Annotated in this window: 12 protein-coding genes; 10 read left to right on the forward strand and 2 right to left on the reverse strand. The window is 69.9% G+C overall.

Going from position 1 to position 15,154, the window contains the following annotated elements; genetic code table 11:
* Nucleotides 1-146: 146 nt before the first annotated feature.
* From DEJ50_RS16380 to DEJ50_RS16390, 3 genes are all read left to right on the forward strand, one after another.
* The gene (locus DEJ50_RS16380; RefSeq protein ID WP_150208733.1) at nucleotides 147-749 is read left to right on the forward strand and encodes a PadR family transcriptional regulator; all 603 of its coding nucleotides are present in this window, start codon (nucleotides 147-149) and stop codon (nucleotides 747-749) included.
* 50 nt (nucleotides 750-799) lie between these two features.
* Nucleotides 800-1,882 (forward strand): inositol-3-phosphate synthase, encoded by a 1,083-nt coding sequence (locus tag DEJ50_RS16385; protein WP_150208734.1) that lies wholly within the window; start codon nucleotides 800-802, stop codon nucleotides 1,880-1,882.
* A 99-nt stretch (nucleotides 1,883-1,981) separates the two neighbouring features.
* Nucleotides 1,982-3,250 (forward strand): MFS transporter, encoded by a 1,269-nt coding sequence (locus DEJ50_RS16390; RefSeq protein ID WP_150208735.1) that lies wholly within the window; start codon nucleotides 1,982-1,984, stop codon nucleotides 3,248-3,250.
* Between the two features lie 69 nt (nucleotides 3,251-3,319).
* Here DEJ50_RS16390 and DEJ50_RS16395 read toward each other — a convergent pair whose 3' ends face one another.
* Complete coding sequence (locus DEJ50_RS16395) at nucleotides 3,320-4,786, reverse strand: CCA tRNA nucleotidyltransferase (RefSeq protein ID WP_150208736.1); 1,467 nt, start codon at nucleotides 4,784-4,786, stop codon at nucleotides 3,320-3,322.
* Nucleotides 4,787-4,973: 187 nt separating this feature from the next.
* Here DEJ50_RS16395 and DEJ50_RS16400 point away from each other — a divergent pair, with 187 nt between their 5' ends.
* The 7 genes from DEJ50_RS16400 (at nucleotide 4,974) to trxA (ending at nucleotide 14,456) form a co-directional block, all read left to right on the forward strand.
* Nucleotides 4,974-7,256, forward strand: a complete 2,283-nt coding sequence (locus DEJ50_RS16400; RefSeq protein ID WP_223837775.1) for a DUF6049 family protein — start codon at nucleotides 4,974-4,976, stop codon at nucleotides 7,254-7,256.
* A gap of 46 nt (nucleotides 7,257-7,302) precedes the next feature.
* Nucleotides 7,303-9,477, forward strand: coding sequence for a murein biosynthesis integral membrane protein MurJ (gene murJ, locus DEJ50_RS16405; protein ID WP_150208737.1), 2,175 nt, complete (start codon nucleotides 7,303-7,305; stop codon nucleotides 9,475-9,477).
* A 117-nt stretch (nucleotides 9,478-9,594) separates the two neighbouring features.
* Nucleotides 9,595-11,322, forward strand: coding sequence for a protein kinase family protein (locus DEJ50_RS16410; RefSeq protein ID WP_150208738.1), 1,728 nt, complete (start codon nucleotides 9,595-9,597; stop codon nucleotides 11,320-11,322).
* 39 nt (nucleotides 11,323-11,361) lie between these two features.
* Nucleotides 11,362-12,048 carry an RNA polymerase sigma factor SigM gene (gene sigM, locus DEJ50_RS16415; RefSeq protein ID WP_150208739.1) on the forward strand — a complete coding sequence of 229 codons (687 nt, stop codon included), beginning with the start codon at nucleotides 11,362-11,364 and terminating at the stop codon, nucleotides 12,046-12,048.
* The gene (locus tag DEJ50_RS16420; protein WP_150208740.1) at nucleotides 12,045-12,983 is read left to right on the forward strand and encodes an anti-sigma factor family protein; all 939 of its coding nucleotides are present in this window, start codon (nucleotides 12,045-12,047) and stop codon (nucleotides 12,981-12,983) included. The genes sigM and DEJ50_RS16420 overlap by 4 nt, the downstream gene beginning before the upstream one ends.
* 124 nt (nucleotides 12,984-13,107) lie before the next feature.
* Nucleotides 13,108-14,067, forward strand: a complete 960-nt coding sequence (gene trxB / locus DEJ50_RS16425) for a thioredoxin-disulfide reductase (RefSeq protein ID WP_150208741.1) — start codon at nucleotides 13,108-13,110, stop codon at nucleotides 14,065-14,067.
* Nucleotides 14,068-14,126: 59 nt separating this feature from the next.
* Entirely contained in the window at nucleotides 14,127-14,456 is a 330-nt protein-coding gene (gene trxA, locus DEJ50_RS16430) for a thioredoxin (protein WP_150208742.1), read from the forward strand.
* A 73-nt stretch (nucleotides 14,457-14,529) separates the two neighbouring features.
* On the opposite strand, the gene DEJ50_RS16435 is transcribed toward trxA, so the two are convergent.
* Nucleotides 14,530-15,147, reverse strand: coding sequence for a GNAT family N-acetyltransferase (locus DEJ50_RS16435; protein ID WP_150208743.1), 618 nt, complete (start codon nucleotides 15,145-15,147; stop codon nucleotides 14,530-14,532).
* Nucleotides 15,148-15,154 lie beyond the last annotated feature (7 nt).

Below are 15,154 nucleotides of genomic sequence, written 5' to 3' on the forward strand. Positions count from 1 at the left end.
GCCTGGTGCGAATTGGTGATGTGACACCGGTCACCATGCCCTCCCTTGTGAGCGGAGGCGGCCCGTTCTATCGTCTGGATGTATCGAGTCGATACATCGGCCCGACATGACATACGGGACCATGAGGTGGGGGAGGGAGCTGGCGGATGAGTCGACGCTCGGGCATCCTCGAGTTCGCCGTCCTCGGCCTGCTCCGCGAATCCCCCATGCACGGGTATGAACTGCGCAAGCGGCTCAACACCTCGCTGGGGGTCTTCCGGGCATTCAGCTACGGGACGCTCTACCCCTGCCTCAAGACGCTGGTCGCCAACGGCTGGTTGATCGAAGAACCGGGCAATGCTCCGGAGGACGCCCTTGCCGCTTCACTCGCAGGGCGGCGGGCCAAGATCGTCTACCGGTTGACGGCGGCAGGCAAGGAACACTTCGAGGAGCTCCTTTCCCACACCGGGCCGGAGACCTGGGAGGACGAGTCCTTCGCCGCCCGCTTCGCCTTCTTCGGCCAGACCGAGCGGGAGGTGCGGATGCGGGTCCTGGAGGGCCGCCGCAGCCGGCTGGAGGAGCGCCTCGAGAAGATGCGCGCCTCGCTCGCCCGCACCCGGGAACGCGTCGACGACTACACGCTGGAGCTGCAACGGCACGGCATGGAGTCCGTCGAGCGCGAAGTCCGCTGGCTGAACGAGCTGATTGAGAGTGAGCGGGCGGGACGGGACCAGAGACGTCCCGGTCCGTCCGACGAAACCGAAAAATGAGGCCCTGCAGCTCGCAGGCCTCGTCCGAGAACAAACAGGGAGCAACCGGAATGGGTTCGGTTCGCGTAGCCATCGTCGGCGTGGGCAACTGCGCCGCCTCGCTGGTGCAGGGCGTCGAGTACTACAAGGACGCCGACCCGGCCACCAAGGTCCCGGGTCTGATGCACGTGCAGTTCGGCGACTACCACGTGCGTGACGTCGAGTTCGTCGCGGCCTTCGATGTCGACGCGAAGAAGGTCGGCCTCGACCTCTCGGACGCCATCGGCGCCAGCGAGAACAACACCATCAAGATCTGCGACGTCCCGCGCAAGGGCGTGACCGTGCAGCGCGGCCACACCTACGACGGCCTGGGCAAGTACTACCGGATGACCATCGAGGAGTCCTCCGAGGCCCCGGTCGACGTGGTCCAGGTCCTGAAGGACAAGCAGGTCGACGTTCTGGTCTGCTACCTGCCCGTCGGTTCCGAGGACGCCGCGAAGTTCTACGCGCAGTGCGCCATCGACGCCAAGGTCGCGTTCGTCAACGCCCTCCCGGTCTTCATCGCCGGCACCAAGGAGTGGGCGGACAAGTTCACCGAGGCCGGTGTCCCGATCGTCGGCGACGACATCAAGTCCCAGGTCGGCGCAACCATCACGCACCGCGTGATGGCCAAGCTGTTCGAGGACCGCGGTGTCCGTCTTGAGCGCACCATGCAGCTCAACGTCGGCGGCAACATGGACTTCAAGAACATGCTGGAGCGCGACCGCCTGGAGTCGAAGAAGATCTCCAAGACCCAGGCCGTCACATCGCAGATCCCCGACCGTGAGCTCGGCGAGAAGAACGTCCACATCGGCCCGTCCGACTACGTCGCGTGGCTCGACGACCGCAAGTGGGCCTACGTCCGCCTCGAGGGCCGCGCCTTCGGTGACGTTCCGCTGAACCTGGAGTACAAGCTCGAGGTCTGGGACTCCCCGAACTCCGCGGGTGTCATCATCGACGCCCTGCGCGCCGCGAAGATCGCCAAGGACCGCGGCATCGGCGGCCCGATCCTCTCGGCGTCCAGCTACTTCATGAAGTCCCCGCCGGTCCAGTACTTCGACGACGAGGCCCTGGCCAACGTCGAGAAGTTCATCAAGGGCGAGGTCGAGCGCTAAGCACGACAGACGAGGCGAGCCAAGGGTTCGCCTTCTCTTCCGCGGAGGGTCCCCGGGCAATATGCCCGGGGACCCTCCGCGTATGTGACCCTAGCCCTCATGGCTGTCGTACGGGATCTGCGCGTGCTGCTGCGCCTGAGGGACTTCCGGAAGCTGCTTGCCGTACGACTGCTGTCCCAGGCGGCCGACGGCGTCTACCAGGTGGCCCTCGCCACCTATGTGGTGTTCTCCCCCGAGAAGCAGACCTCGGCCACCGCCATTGCCTCCACCATGGCGGTCCTGCTGCTCCCCTACTCGGCGATCGGCCCGTTCGCCGGGGTCCTGCTGGACCGGTGGCGCCGCCGCCAGGTCTTCCTCTACGGCAATCTGCTCCGCGCCCTCCTGGCCTGTGTCACCGGGATACTGATCGTGGCGCAGGTGCCGGACTGGCTGTTCTACGCCTCTGCCCTCTCGGTCACCGCCGTCAACCGTTTCGTCCTGGCGGGGCTGTCCGCCTCCCTGCCCCGGGTGGTCGGTCCCGAGCAGCTGGTCATCGCCAATGCGCTGTCTCCCACCGCGGGCACCCTGGCGGCAACCGCCGGCGGGGGGCTGGCCTTCCTGGTCCGCCTGCTGGCCGCCGAGTCCAATGCCGTGGTGGTGCTGCTGGGCGCCGGCCTCTACCTGTGTGCCGCCCTGGCCTCGCTGCGGCTGCCCATCGCCCTGCTCGGCCCCGACCACGACCCGGCGCACCGGCATCCCACTCCGCTCGAGGGGATCGCTCTGACCGTACGGGGGATGGCCGCGGGGCTACGGCACCTGTCGGAGCGCCGGCCTGCGGCCCAGGCGCTGGCGGCCATGACCTCGATGCGGTTCTGCTACGGCGCGCTCACGGTGATGGTGCTGATGCTCTGCCGGTACGCCTGGGCGGACCGGGAGTCGGACGGTCTCGCCCTGCTGGGGCTGGCGGTCGGCGCCTCGGGGGCGGGCTTTTTCACGGCTGCCGTGATCACGCCGTGGCTGGTGGGCCGGCTCGGCACCCGGGGCTGCATCACCGCCTGCGCCGGAAGCGCCGCGGTCCTGGTACCGGCTCTGGGACTGTTCTTCGCCCCGGGGCCGATGCTGGCCGCCGCCTTCGTCCTGGGCCTGGCCACCCAAGGCGCCAAGATCGCCACCGATACGGAGGTCCAGTCCCGGGTGGACGACGACTTCCGCGGGCGGGTCTTCTCCCTCTACGACGTGCTGTTCAACGTCGCCTTCGTCACGGCCGCCGCGGCGGCAGCGCTGATCCTGCCGGCCGACGGCAAGTCCGTGACGCTGATCGTGTGCGTGGCCGTCCTCTACGCCGCGACCGCGGTGGGGCTGGCACGCCGCGGGCGACGTTTCACGTGAAACATTGCCCACCAAACATCGCCCGCCCTCGGCGCGGGATGTTTCACGTGAAACATCGCCGCACCGGGATCAGCCCTGGGCCGCCCACCACTCCTTGAGCGCAGTGACGGCGGCGTCCCGCGCCATCGGCCCGTTCTCCAGCCGCAGCTCCAGCAGGAAGGCGTAGGCCTTGCCGATCACGGGGCCGGGACCGATGCCGAGCACCTCCATGATCTGGTTCCCGTCCAGGTCGGGCCGGATCGCGTCCAGCTCCTCCTGCTCCTGCAGCTGGGCGATCCGGTCCTCCAGGCCGTCGTAGGCCCGGGAGAGCGCATTGGCCTTGCGCTTGTTGCGGGTGGTGCAGTCGGACCGGGTCAGCTTGTGCAGCCGGCTCAGCAGCGGGCCCGCGTCACGGACGTAGCGCCGCACGGCGGAGTCGGTCCACTCGCCGGTGCCGTAGCCGTGGAAGCGCAGGTGCAGCTCCACGAGACGGGAAACATCCTTGATCATCTCGTTGGAGTACTTCAGCGCGGTCAGCCGCTTCCGGGTCATCTTGGCGCCCACCACCTCGTGGTGGTGGAAGGAGACCCGGCCGTCCACCTCGAACCGGCGGGTGCGCGGCTTCCCGATGTCGTGCAGCAGGGCGGCCAGCCGCAGCACCAGGTCGGGGCCGTCCTCCTCAAGGTCGATCGCCTGCTCGAGCACGATCAGCGAGTGGTCGTAGACGTCCTTGTGGCGGTGGTGTTCGTCGCGCTCCAGCCGCAGGGCCGGCAGCTCGGGCAGCACCCGGTCGGCCAGCCCGGTGTCCACGAGCAGGCCGAGGCCCTTGCGGGGGTGGGCGGCGAGCAGCAGCTTGTTCAGCTCGGCCTGGATCCGCTCGGCCGAGACGATCTCGATGCGGTCGTACATGGACTCCATGGCCGCAATGACCTCGGGTGCCACCTCGAAATCGAGCTGGGCGGCGAACCGGGCAGCCCGCATCATGCGCAGCGGATCGTCCGAGAAGGAGTCCTCCGGGGTGCCCGGGGTCCGCAGGATCCGTGCCGCCAGGTCTTCCAGACCGCCGTGCGGGTCGATGAACTCCTGCTCGGGCAGTGCCAGGGCCATCGCATTGACCGTGAAGTCACGGCGGACCAGGTCTTCCTCGATGGAGTCGCCGTAGGACACCTCGGGCTTGCGCGAGGTCCGGTCGTAGGCTTCCGACCGGTAGGTGGTCACCTCGATCTGGAAGCTCCGGTCGGTGTCACCGACCCGGGCCTCCTTCTGGCAGCCGATGGTGCCGAAGGCGATACCGACGTCCCAGACCGAGTCCGCCCAGGGGCGGACGATCTTCAGGACGTCCTCGGGGCGGGCATCGGTGGTGAAGTCCAGATCGTTGCCGAGGCGCCCGAGCAGCGCGTCGCGGACGGAGCCGCCGACCAGGGCGAGGCGGAAGCCCGCTTCCTGGAAGCGGCGTCCGAGCTCGTCGGCGACGGGGGCGACCCGCAGCAGTTCGTTCACTGCGCGGTGCTGCACCTGGCTCAGGGCGCTGGGGTTGTCTTCATTGGCGTTCGGCACAACAGAAAAGGGTACGTGCCCCGCCCGCGAGGAGCTTCACCGTTTACGGGACGCCTCGAGGCCGTACCGCCGTCCGGTGGCCACGATCATGTGGAGCAGTCCGCGGCACTCGGGCACAGCGGGCCTCGTTACCATGCGTGGACGCACAAACGACGACCACTGACACACCGAGGGACGGGCGAAGCGCGTGGCCGATGGGGCAGACACGGGAGACATCAACGGGCCGGCCCCGGCTCCTGTCCGGCGCCGGTGGCTGCGGCGTGCGGTCGTGCTGCTCGCAGGCACTCCGGTGCTCGCCGGCCTGGTCTACGCCCCGGCGCCCGAGGCCTCGGCGGTCGAGAACGGCAATGGGACCGTCGATGTGCAATTGTTCTCGCTGGCGCCCGCCGCCCCGGTGAAGGGCGACACCCTCACGATCACCGGCACCGTGACCAACACGGGCGCGGAGACGATCACGGACGCCCATGTGGGTCTGCGAGTGGGACCGCCGCTGGAAAACCGGGATGCCATCGACAGCGTCTCCGAGCAGACCCGATTCCGGCCCGGGGTCGATCCCGCGGAGATCGACCAGGCCTATGCGGTCAAGATTCCCGCCCTGCCCTCGAAGGTCGGGCAGGAGTTCACCCTCAAGGTCCCGGTCAACAAGCTGGCACTGGACAAGGACGGGGTCTACCAGCTCGGCGTCTCCGTGTCCGGAGGAACCGGTAGCCGGCCGGCCGAGCAGGTCCTCGGAATCGAGCGGACCTTCCTGCCCTGGCAGCCGGAGGCAGCCGCCAAGCGCTCTCAGCTCACCTATCTCTGGCCGCTGATCTCCACCACCCACCTGACCGCCGAGACCCTGCCCGACGAGACCCAGACCCCGATCTTCCTGAACGACGATCTGGCCGCCGATCTGGCGGAGACCGGCCGTCTGGGGCAGATGGTCTCCCTCGGCCGGGAACTGCCGGTCACCTGGGTCATCGACCCCGACCTGCTGTACACGGTCGATGCGATGACCAAGGGCTACCGGGTGCGCACCCCGGACGGAAGGGTTGTCCAGGGCAAGAACAAGGCCGTCGCCGAGCGGTGGCTGAACTCCCTGGAAGCCGCCGTACAGGGCAAGAAGGTCGTCGCCCTGCCCTTCGGCGACCCGGACATCGCCTCCCTCGCCCACCGCGGGAAGGACGTCTCGGGCAGCCTCGGCCAGCTGCAGCCCGCCACCGACAAGGCCGCCCAGGCCGTCGACACCGTCCTGCACGTCACCCCGTCCACCGACTTCTCCTGGCCCGTCGAAGGGGCCATCGATCCGTCGATCGTCAATGTGGCCACCTCGGCCGGCGCCCACAACGTGCTGACCCGCAGCGACAGCCTGCAGGAGACCGGAAGCCTCGGCTACACGCCCTCGGCGGCCCGCCCCATCGGGGCCGGCGCCACGGCCGTCGTTGCCGATGCACGGCTGTCCACCGCCTTCCAGGGCGACATGCTGACCGCCGGGACCTCCACCCTCGCGGTCCAGGAGTTCCTGGCCCAGAGCCTCGCCCTGAACCTCCAGCCCACCGATGCCCAGCGCAGCTTCGTGGTCGCCCCGCAGCGGATGCCCACCTCCAGCCAGGTGCAGACCATGGCCGCCGCGCTGCGCGGCCTGCAGGCCGGGCGCTGGACCCAGCCGCTGGACCTGGAGGCCGCCGCCAAGGCCAAGCCCGACCCGGGGGCCGCCACCCAGGTCCCGGGCGCCGGCCAGTACCCGGAGATGCTGCGGAAGTCGGAGCTCCCGCAGGCCGCCTTCGAGAAGATCCGCACCACGCAGAACACCCTCGACCACTTCAAGGTGATCCTCAGCGCCCCCGACCGGGTCACCATCCCGTTCGGCAACACGATCAACCGGGAGATGTCCACCTCCTGGCGCGGCCATCCCCAGGAGGCCCGGCTGTACCGGGACGGGGTGCAGCAGTACCTCAACGGGCTGACCGACAAGGTCCGGCTGGTCCGCAAGTCCGACGCCACCCTTTCCGGGCACAGCGCCACCATCCCGGTCACCGTGCAGAACGGCCTGGTCCAGGACGTACAGGGGCTGGTGCTGCGGCTGAAGTCCGCCAACCCGACCCGGCTGGCGTTCGAGGGAGAGGGCGGCCAGGCCCAGCAGGAGGTGTCCGTCCAGGGCGGGCACAGCCAGACCGTGAAGTTCACCGCCAAGGCCACGGCGAGCGGCCCCGTCGAGGTCACCGCGCAGCTCTACACCAAGGACGGCGTGCCCTACGGCAAGGAGCAGAAGTTCACAGTCGAGGCCACCGAGATCACCTCCACGGTGATGCTCGTCATCGCCGGTGGTGTGCTCCTCCTGGTCCTGGCGGGCATCAAGATGTACGCCGCCCGCAAGCGGGTCGCGGCCCGTGCCGCCGCCGAGGAGAGCACGCAGCCGAGTGACGAGAGCACGGACACCGGACCGCAAAGCGGCAGCACGTCCGGCCCGGGTGAGACAGTGGACCGTTGAGCGATGCCGTGGCCGGTCGGCCTGGGGACGATGAGGTGGGGTTTCGATGAACGCGCCGTACGACGGTGACCGTGCGCAGGGCACCGGCGGGCAAGCGCCCGGCCAGGGCACTGCTCCGGGCACCCCGGTGGCCGGGCAGGTGCCTCCGCCTGCCCACGCGCCGGACCGCGACCCGTATGTCCATGATGCCTACGCCTACGACCCGTACCGGTCGCAGGACCTGTCCGCACAGGACCCTGTGACCGAGGCCCTCTACGACCGGGCCGCCCACCCCCCGCCGCCGCCCGGCACCTACCAGGAACCCGGCCCGCTGTACGCGGCTCCGTCGGCGCCCTCGTACGCCCCCGACCCGCGGGTGTGGGCGCAGACCCCGCCGCCCGAGCCGGACGGCCCGTCCCGGCACATGCCGTACGGGGACCAGGCGGCCACCACCCAGTTCGTCGGCGTGGACTCCCTCGTCACCACGGCCGCCGAGGAGGAGCCCGAGCCGGACGCCTTCGCCCACCTGTACCGCGACCAGCAGGCCACCCCCCGGCCCACTGCCGAGGAGGCCCCGGTCGCCGCCCCGGCGCCTGCCAAGCCCGCCGGACGGGCCGCAAGCCTGCTCAAGTCCAGTGCGCTGATGGCCGCCGGCACGATCGTCTCCCGTATCACCGGCTTCCTGCGCACCCTGGTGATCGCCGCGGCGATCGGCGTCGGCACCTTCAACGACACCTACCAGGTCGCCAACACCCTGCCGACGATGATCTACGTGCTGGTCGGCGGTGGCGCCCTCAACGCCGTGTTCATCCCGCAGCTGGTGCGGGCCATGAAGAACGACAGCGACGGCGGAACGGCCTACGCCAACCGGCTCCTCACCCTCGTGGTGGTCCTGCTGGCCGGCGTCACCACCGTCTGCGTGCTGGCCGCGCCGCTGTTCATCACCATGATGTCCCCGAAGATCGCCTCCGACCCGAAGCAGATGGAGGTGGCCGTCGCCTTCGCCCGCTACTGCCTGCCCACCATGTTCTTCATGGGCATCCACGTGGTCCTCGGCCAGATCCTCAACGCCCGCGGCCGGTTCGGCGCGATGATGTGGACCCCCGTCCTCAACAACATCGTGGTCATCACCACCTTCGGCGCCTTCATCTGGGCCTTCGGCGGGTTCACCACCTCCGGGGTCAACGCTTCCACCGTCACTGCCGACGGTGTCCGCCTGCTGGGCATCGGCACCCTGCTGGGCCTCACCGTCCAGGCCCTGGCGATGCTGCCCTACCTGCGTGACGCCGGCTTCAGCCCGCGACTGCGCTTCGACTGGAAGGGCCACGGCCTCGGCAAGGCCGCCCGGCTGGCCAAGTGGACGTTCTTCTTCGTCCTCGCCAACCAGGTCGGTCTCGTGGTGGTCACCCAGCTCGCCACCTGGGCCGGTTCGGTCGCCGAGAAGCAGGGCCACGCCGGTACCGGTATCACCGCCTACAACTACGCGCTGCTGCTCTGGCAGATGCCGCAGGCGATCATCACCGTCTCGGTGATGACGGCCGTCCTCCCCCGCATCTCCCGCTCGGCCCACGACGGGGACGCCGCGGCCGTCCGCGACGACATCTCCTACGGGCTGCGCACCTCGGCCGTCGCGATCGTGCCCTGTGCCTTCGCCTTCCTCGCCCTCGGCGTGCCCATGGCCACCCTGCTGTACGCGGGCTCCGGCGCCGGTGCGCAGAACATCGGTTACGTCCTGATGGCCTTCGGCCTCGGCCTCATCCCGTACTCCGTGCAGTACGTCGTCCTGCGCGGCTTCTACGCCTACGAAGACACCCGGACGCCGTTCTACAACACCGTCATCGTGGCCGGCGTCAACGCCGCCGTCTCCGCCGCGGCGTTCTTCGTGCTGCCGGCCCGCTGGGCCGTCGTCGGTATGGCCGCCGCCTACGGCCTCGGCTACGCCGTCGGCGTCGGTGTCGCCTGGCGCCGTCTGAAGGCCCGGCTGGGCGGCGACCTGGACGGCGCCCACGTCATGCGCACCTACACCCGCCTCATCGGGGCCTGCATTCCGGCCGCCCTGGTCGCCGGTGCCGCCGCCTGGGCCATCACCCACTACCTCGGCAGCGGAGTCACCGGTTCCCTGGCCGCGCTCGTGGCCGGCACGATCGCCCTTGCAGCCGTCTTCCTCATCGCCGCCAAGCGCATGCGGATCGAGGAACTCAACGCCATGGTCGGAATGGTGCGCGGACGTTTGGGGCGCTGATGCGCACAACCATCGGCCCCCATCGTGTGTCGTGCATAGCGTCGGACTGTGGGCACAATTGGCATGGCTTCGCAGACTGACCGACAGCGCGTAACGGATGGGGAGGCAGGAACGACGGTGGCGGAACGTAGCACGGCTGCCGTCGACGTGGCCGACAACAGCGGCGACGAGCCGCCGGCCGCTCAGGCGGCCAAGGCCACGGCCGACGGGGTGGAAACCCAGGACACCCGACAAGCCGCGGACAAGCCCATGCCCGAACCGGACGGTGACCGGAAGGCAGCCGCAACCACGGCCGCGCCCGAACTCCACAGCGGCCACAAGCTGGCCAGACGCTACCGGCTCGAGGAGTGCGTCACCCGTCTGGACGGATTCAGCAGCTGGCGTGCGATGGACGAAAAGCTCCGCCGCGCCGTGGGTGTGCACCTGCTGCCCGCCGACCACCCCCGGGCCCGTTCGGTCCTGGCCGCCGCCCGCTCCTCCGCCCTCCTCGGCGACCCCCGGTTCGTCCAGGTCCTCGACGCCGTCGAGGAGAACGACCTCGTCTATGTGGTCCACGAATGGCTGCCCGACGCCACCGAGCTGACCGCTGTGCTCGCCACCGGCCCGATGGAGCCCCACGAGGCCTACCAGCTGGTCACCCAGGTATCCCAGGCCATGGCCGCTGCGCACCGGGAAGGCCTGGCCCATCTGCGCCTCACCCCCGGGGCCATACTGCGGACCTCCACCGGCCAGTACCGCATCCGCGGCCTCGCCGTGAACGCCGCCCTGCGCGGCATCACCAGCGACAGCCCGCAGCGCACCGACACCGAGGGGATCGGCGCACTGCTGTACGCCGCCCTCACCCAACGCTGGCCCTACGAGACCGACGCCTACGGCCTCAGCGGCCTGCCCAAGGGTGTCGGCCTGATCGCCCCCGACCAGGTCCGGGCCGGCGTCCACCGCGGACTGGGCGAGCTCGCCATGCGCGCCCTCGCCAACGACGGGGCCACCGCCTCCCGGCAGGAACCCGCCTTCACCACCCCCGAGGAACTGGCCAAGGCAGTCGCCGCGATGCCCCGCATCCGGCCCCCTGAGCCGACGTTCACGGCCCCGCCCGAGTACCAGCACACCACCTACCAGCAGGGCAGTTACGGCACGCCCAGGCCCGGGGCCGCCACCACGGCGATGCCCGTGTCCCCACCGCCGCCGCTGCAGAGCCGCACCGGCCGGGCACTCAAGTGGGGTGTCGCCGCGCTGCTCATCGCTGCCCTCGGCCTGGGCAGCTGGCAGCTCGCCGACACCCTGATCGACCACGGTGGCCAGGGTGGCTCCAACACCACCCAGAACCAGCCGCCCACCACCGACAACGACGATGAGGCGCCACCGAAGAAGGAGTCCGTCCCGCTCGCCGTCAAGAACGCCCAGGAGTACTACCCCGACGGCAATCCGCAGAACATCGACGGAGTCGACCACAGCTACGACGGAAACCCGTCGACGTACTGGCGGACCAAGGCCTTCAACGACGGCCCGGACCTCACGTCCTACAAGGGCGGAGTCGGCCTGATCTTCGACCTCGGCTCCGAGCAGGAGGTCAAGTCCGCTTCGATAGGGCTGAAGTTCACCGGTGACCACACCGAAATCACGCTCTACGCAGCGGACAGCGCGTCCTCCTCAACACCGCTCGGCAAGATGAAGAAAATCGTCACCGGCACCACCTCGGACGGCACCATGAGCCTGACCGCCAAGGACCCGGTGAAGACCCGCTACGTGGTGCTCTGGCTGACCGCCGCGCCGTATGCCCCGGCATACGAGTACAGCCAGGCCGGATACAAGCAGGCCATCACGGACGTGAAGTTCTCGGGCTGAAGTTCTCGGGCTGACCGACAGCAGGGGAGGGGCTCACCTTTGGACGACGCCACACCCGGCGACAGCGACCAGGACCTCCTGGCACGGCATGTCGCCGGGGACCCCGATGCCTTCGGTGAGCTGGTACGCCGCCATCGGGACCGGCTCTGGGCCGTCGCCCTCCGCACCCTCGGCGACCGGGAGGAAGCCGCCGACGCCGTTCAGGACGCCCTGGTCTCCGCCTACCGGGCCGCCCACACCTTCCGCGGGGACTCCGCCGTCACCACCTGGCTCCACCGCATCACCGTCAACGCCTGCCTGGACCGGGCCCGGAAGGCCGCCACCCGCCGCACCGCGCCCCTGGACGACACCGAGCGCCTGGAGCGCCTCCTGGAGCCCCACGAGTCCGCCGAGGCACCCGCCGAACGCCAGGACCTCCACCGGCAGCTCCTGGCCGCCCTGGCCACCCTTCCCGCCGATCAGCGGGCCGCCCTCGTACTCGTCGACATGCAGGGGTACCCCGTCGCCGAAGCCGCCAGGATCCTCGAGGTGCCGGCCGGCACCATCAAGAGCCGCTGCGCCCGTGGCCGGGCAAAACTCGTTCCGATGCTCACTCATCTGCGCGGCGATCACGGGGATAACCCCGTCGCCGAGCGGGGAAGGAACCGGTCGCAGGGGACTCCCGTCCCACCGGCAGCAGAACGCAGGGACCCCAATGCTGTGAAGGGCGGAGGTGGACGAACGTGAGCCCCACAACCGGCGCGCCCGGAACGATCCGGCACCCGGACGTCTCGGAGATCTCCGACCTCGCCGAGGGCCTGCTCTCCCCGACCCGCTCGGCGCAGGTCCGCCGGCATCTCGACGACTGCGCGCTGTGCGCGGACGTACGCGCTTCCCTGGAGGAGATCCGCGGGCTGCTCGGCACGCTCCCCGGGCCCGCCCGGATGCCCGCCGACATCGCCGGCCGGATCGACGCCGCCCTCGCCGCCGAGGCCCTCCTCGACCGGACCGCGCCCCCGGCCACCCGGCCTCAGCCCGAACCCGGCCCGCCCGCCCCGCGCCGGGTTTCACGTGAAACATCGACATCGCCCACCGCCCCGGCCGGACGCCCCGGCGGCGCCACCGGTCCCGGCCGCAGCCGGGCCCGCCGCCGGATGGCCGCACTCGGCGCCCTGGCCGCAGCCGCAGCCTGCGTGTTCGGCATCTACCTCACCGGCGGCTTCCCCTCCGGTGAGACGAGCCACGACGCCGCGACCAAGCAGGCTCCCAGCGCCGCGGCCGACCAGTCCCAGCAGGCTGCCGGCTCCTTCACCGCAGAGGGCCTCCAGAACAGCGTCCGGCTGCTCCTGACCGGTGAGGCAGCAGGAAAGACACGGGCTGAGAACGGCGAGAAAACCCCCTACGGACTGGACGGCACCAGCCCCGAGCCGGGCCTCGTGGCCCCGGAAGGCCGCAGTGCCCAAGCCGTACCGCAGTGCGTCCAGGCCGCCACCGGCCGCACCGAGGCCCCTCTTGCCTCCGAACGGGGGACTTTCCAGGGCACCGAGGTCTATCTGCTGGTTCTCCCCCACCCGGGCGACCCCGCCAGAGTCGATGCCGTCGTCGTCGACACCGCCTGCGAAAACAACCCCGCAACGGCCACCGGCAAGCCCCTGCTCACGGAGACCTACCCGCGCCCGTAACACCTGAAGGCGGTCACGGGGACAACTCGGGAATGCACGCGCCGTAGGATCCGTTGGGTGGGGTGAGAGTCCGCACCGGCCCCCGGTAGGCAGCAGGCAGTCCGTAGAGACGAGGAAAGTACCCGTGAGCGACGTCCGTAACGTGATCATCATCGGCTCCGGGCCGGCCGGTTACACCGCCGCCCTGTACACCGCACGCGCTTCGCTCAAGCCCCTGGTCTTCGAGGGTGCTGTCACCGCAGGTGGCGCCCTGATGAACACCACCGAGGTCGAGAACTTCCCCGGCTTCCGTGACGGCATCATGGGCCCGGACCTGATGGACAACATGCGCGCCCAGGCCGAGCGCTTCGGTGCCGAGCTGGTCCCGGACGACGTCGTCTCCGTGGACCTCGCCGGCGAGATCAAGACCGTCACCGACACCGCCGGCACGGTCCACCGTGCCAAGGCCGTCATCGTGACCACCGGTTCGCAGCACCGCAAGCTGGGTCTGCCCAACGAGGACGCCCTCTCCGGCCGTGGCGTCTCCTGGTGCGCGACCTGCGACGGGTTCTTCTTCAAGGACCAGGACATCGCCGTCGTCGGCGGCGGCGACACCGCGATGGAGGAGGCCACCTTCCTCTCGCGGTTCGCGAAGTCGGTCACCATCGTCCACCGCCGTGACAGCCTGCGCGCCTCCAAGGCGATGCAGGACCGCGCCTTCGCCGACCCGAAGATCAAGTTCGCCTGGGACAGCGAGGTCGCCGCGATCCACGGGGACAGCAAGCTCTCGAGCCTCACCCTGCGCAACACCAAGACGGGCGAGACCTCCGAGCTGGCCGTCACCGGCCTGTTCATCGCCGTGGGCCACGACCCGCGCACCGAGCTCTTCAAGGGGCAGCTGGAACTGGACGAGGAGGGCTACCTCAAGGTCGAGGCCCCCTCGACCCGCACCAACCTCCCGGGCGTGTTCGGTGCCGGCGACGTCGTCGACCACACCTACCGCCAGGCCATCACCGCCGCCGGCACCGGCTGCTCCGCCGCCCTCGACGCCGAGCGCTTCCTGGCCGCCCTGACGGACGCGGACAAGGCCGCCGCGGCCGTCTGAACCACCCCTGACCCACCCCCCTCACACCCCACACCCCGCAGGAAAAGAAGGAGGCCGCTGTGGCCGGCACCCTGAAGAACGTCACCGACAAGGACTTCGACGCCGAGGTTCTGCGCAGTGACAAGCCCGTCCTGGTGGACTTCTGGGCTGCCTGGTGCGGCCCCTGCCGCCAGATCGCTCCGTCTCTTGAGGCCATCGCCGCCGAGTACGGCGACCAGATCGAGATCGTCAAGCTGAACATCGACGAGAACCCGGAGACGGCCGCGAAGTACGGCGTCATGTCCATCCCGACCCTGAACGTCTACCAGAACGGCGAGGTCGCCAAGACCATCGTCGGTGCCAAGCCCAAGGCCGCCATCCTGCGCGACCTCGCCGACTTCGTCAGCTGACGGCAGGTACCACCCGGCCAAGCGCAGCAGGACGGGGCCGCCTCCTCACGGGGGCGGCCCCGTCCGCGTGTGGTCACAGGGGACGCAGGGCCGGCTCCTTGCGGGCCGCACCCAGCAACCGGTCCAAGGCCAACTCCACGTCTTCCTTCCACGACAGCGTCGACCGCAGCTCCAGCCGCAGCCTCGGATGCACGGGATGGGGACGCACCGTCTTGAAGCCGACTGCCAGCAGATGATCCGCCGGCAACAGACAGCCCGGCCGTTCCCAGCGCGCATCCCCGAACGCCTCGATCGCCCGGAACCCCCGCCGCAGCAGGTCCTTCGCGACCGTCTGCACCATCACCCGGCCCAGCCCCTGGCCCTGATAGCCCGGCATGATCCACCCGGTGATCAGCTGCACCGCATCAGGGGAGACCGGGCTGGTCGGAAACGCCGTGGACCGCGGCACATAGGCCGGCGGCGCGAACAGAACGAAGCCCACCGGGACATCGTCCACATAGACCACCCGGCCGCAGGACCCCCACTCCAGGAGCACCGCGGAGATCCAGGCCTCCTTCTCGAGTTCCGGAGTACCCGCCTTCACCGCCGCCTCACCGCTGACGGGATCGAGCTCCCAGAACACGCAGGACCGGCAACGCCTGGGCAGATCCTGCAGGTTGTCCAGCGTGAGAGGTACCAGCCGACGACCCATGACCGCA

This window comes from Streptomyces venezuelae (assembly GCF_008642295.1).
Taxonomy (GTDB): domain Bacteria; phylum Actinomycetota; class Actinomycetes; order Streptomycetales; family Streptomycetaceae; genus Streptomyces; species Streptomyces venezuelae_C.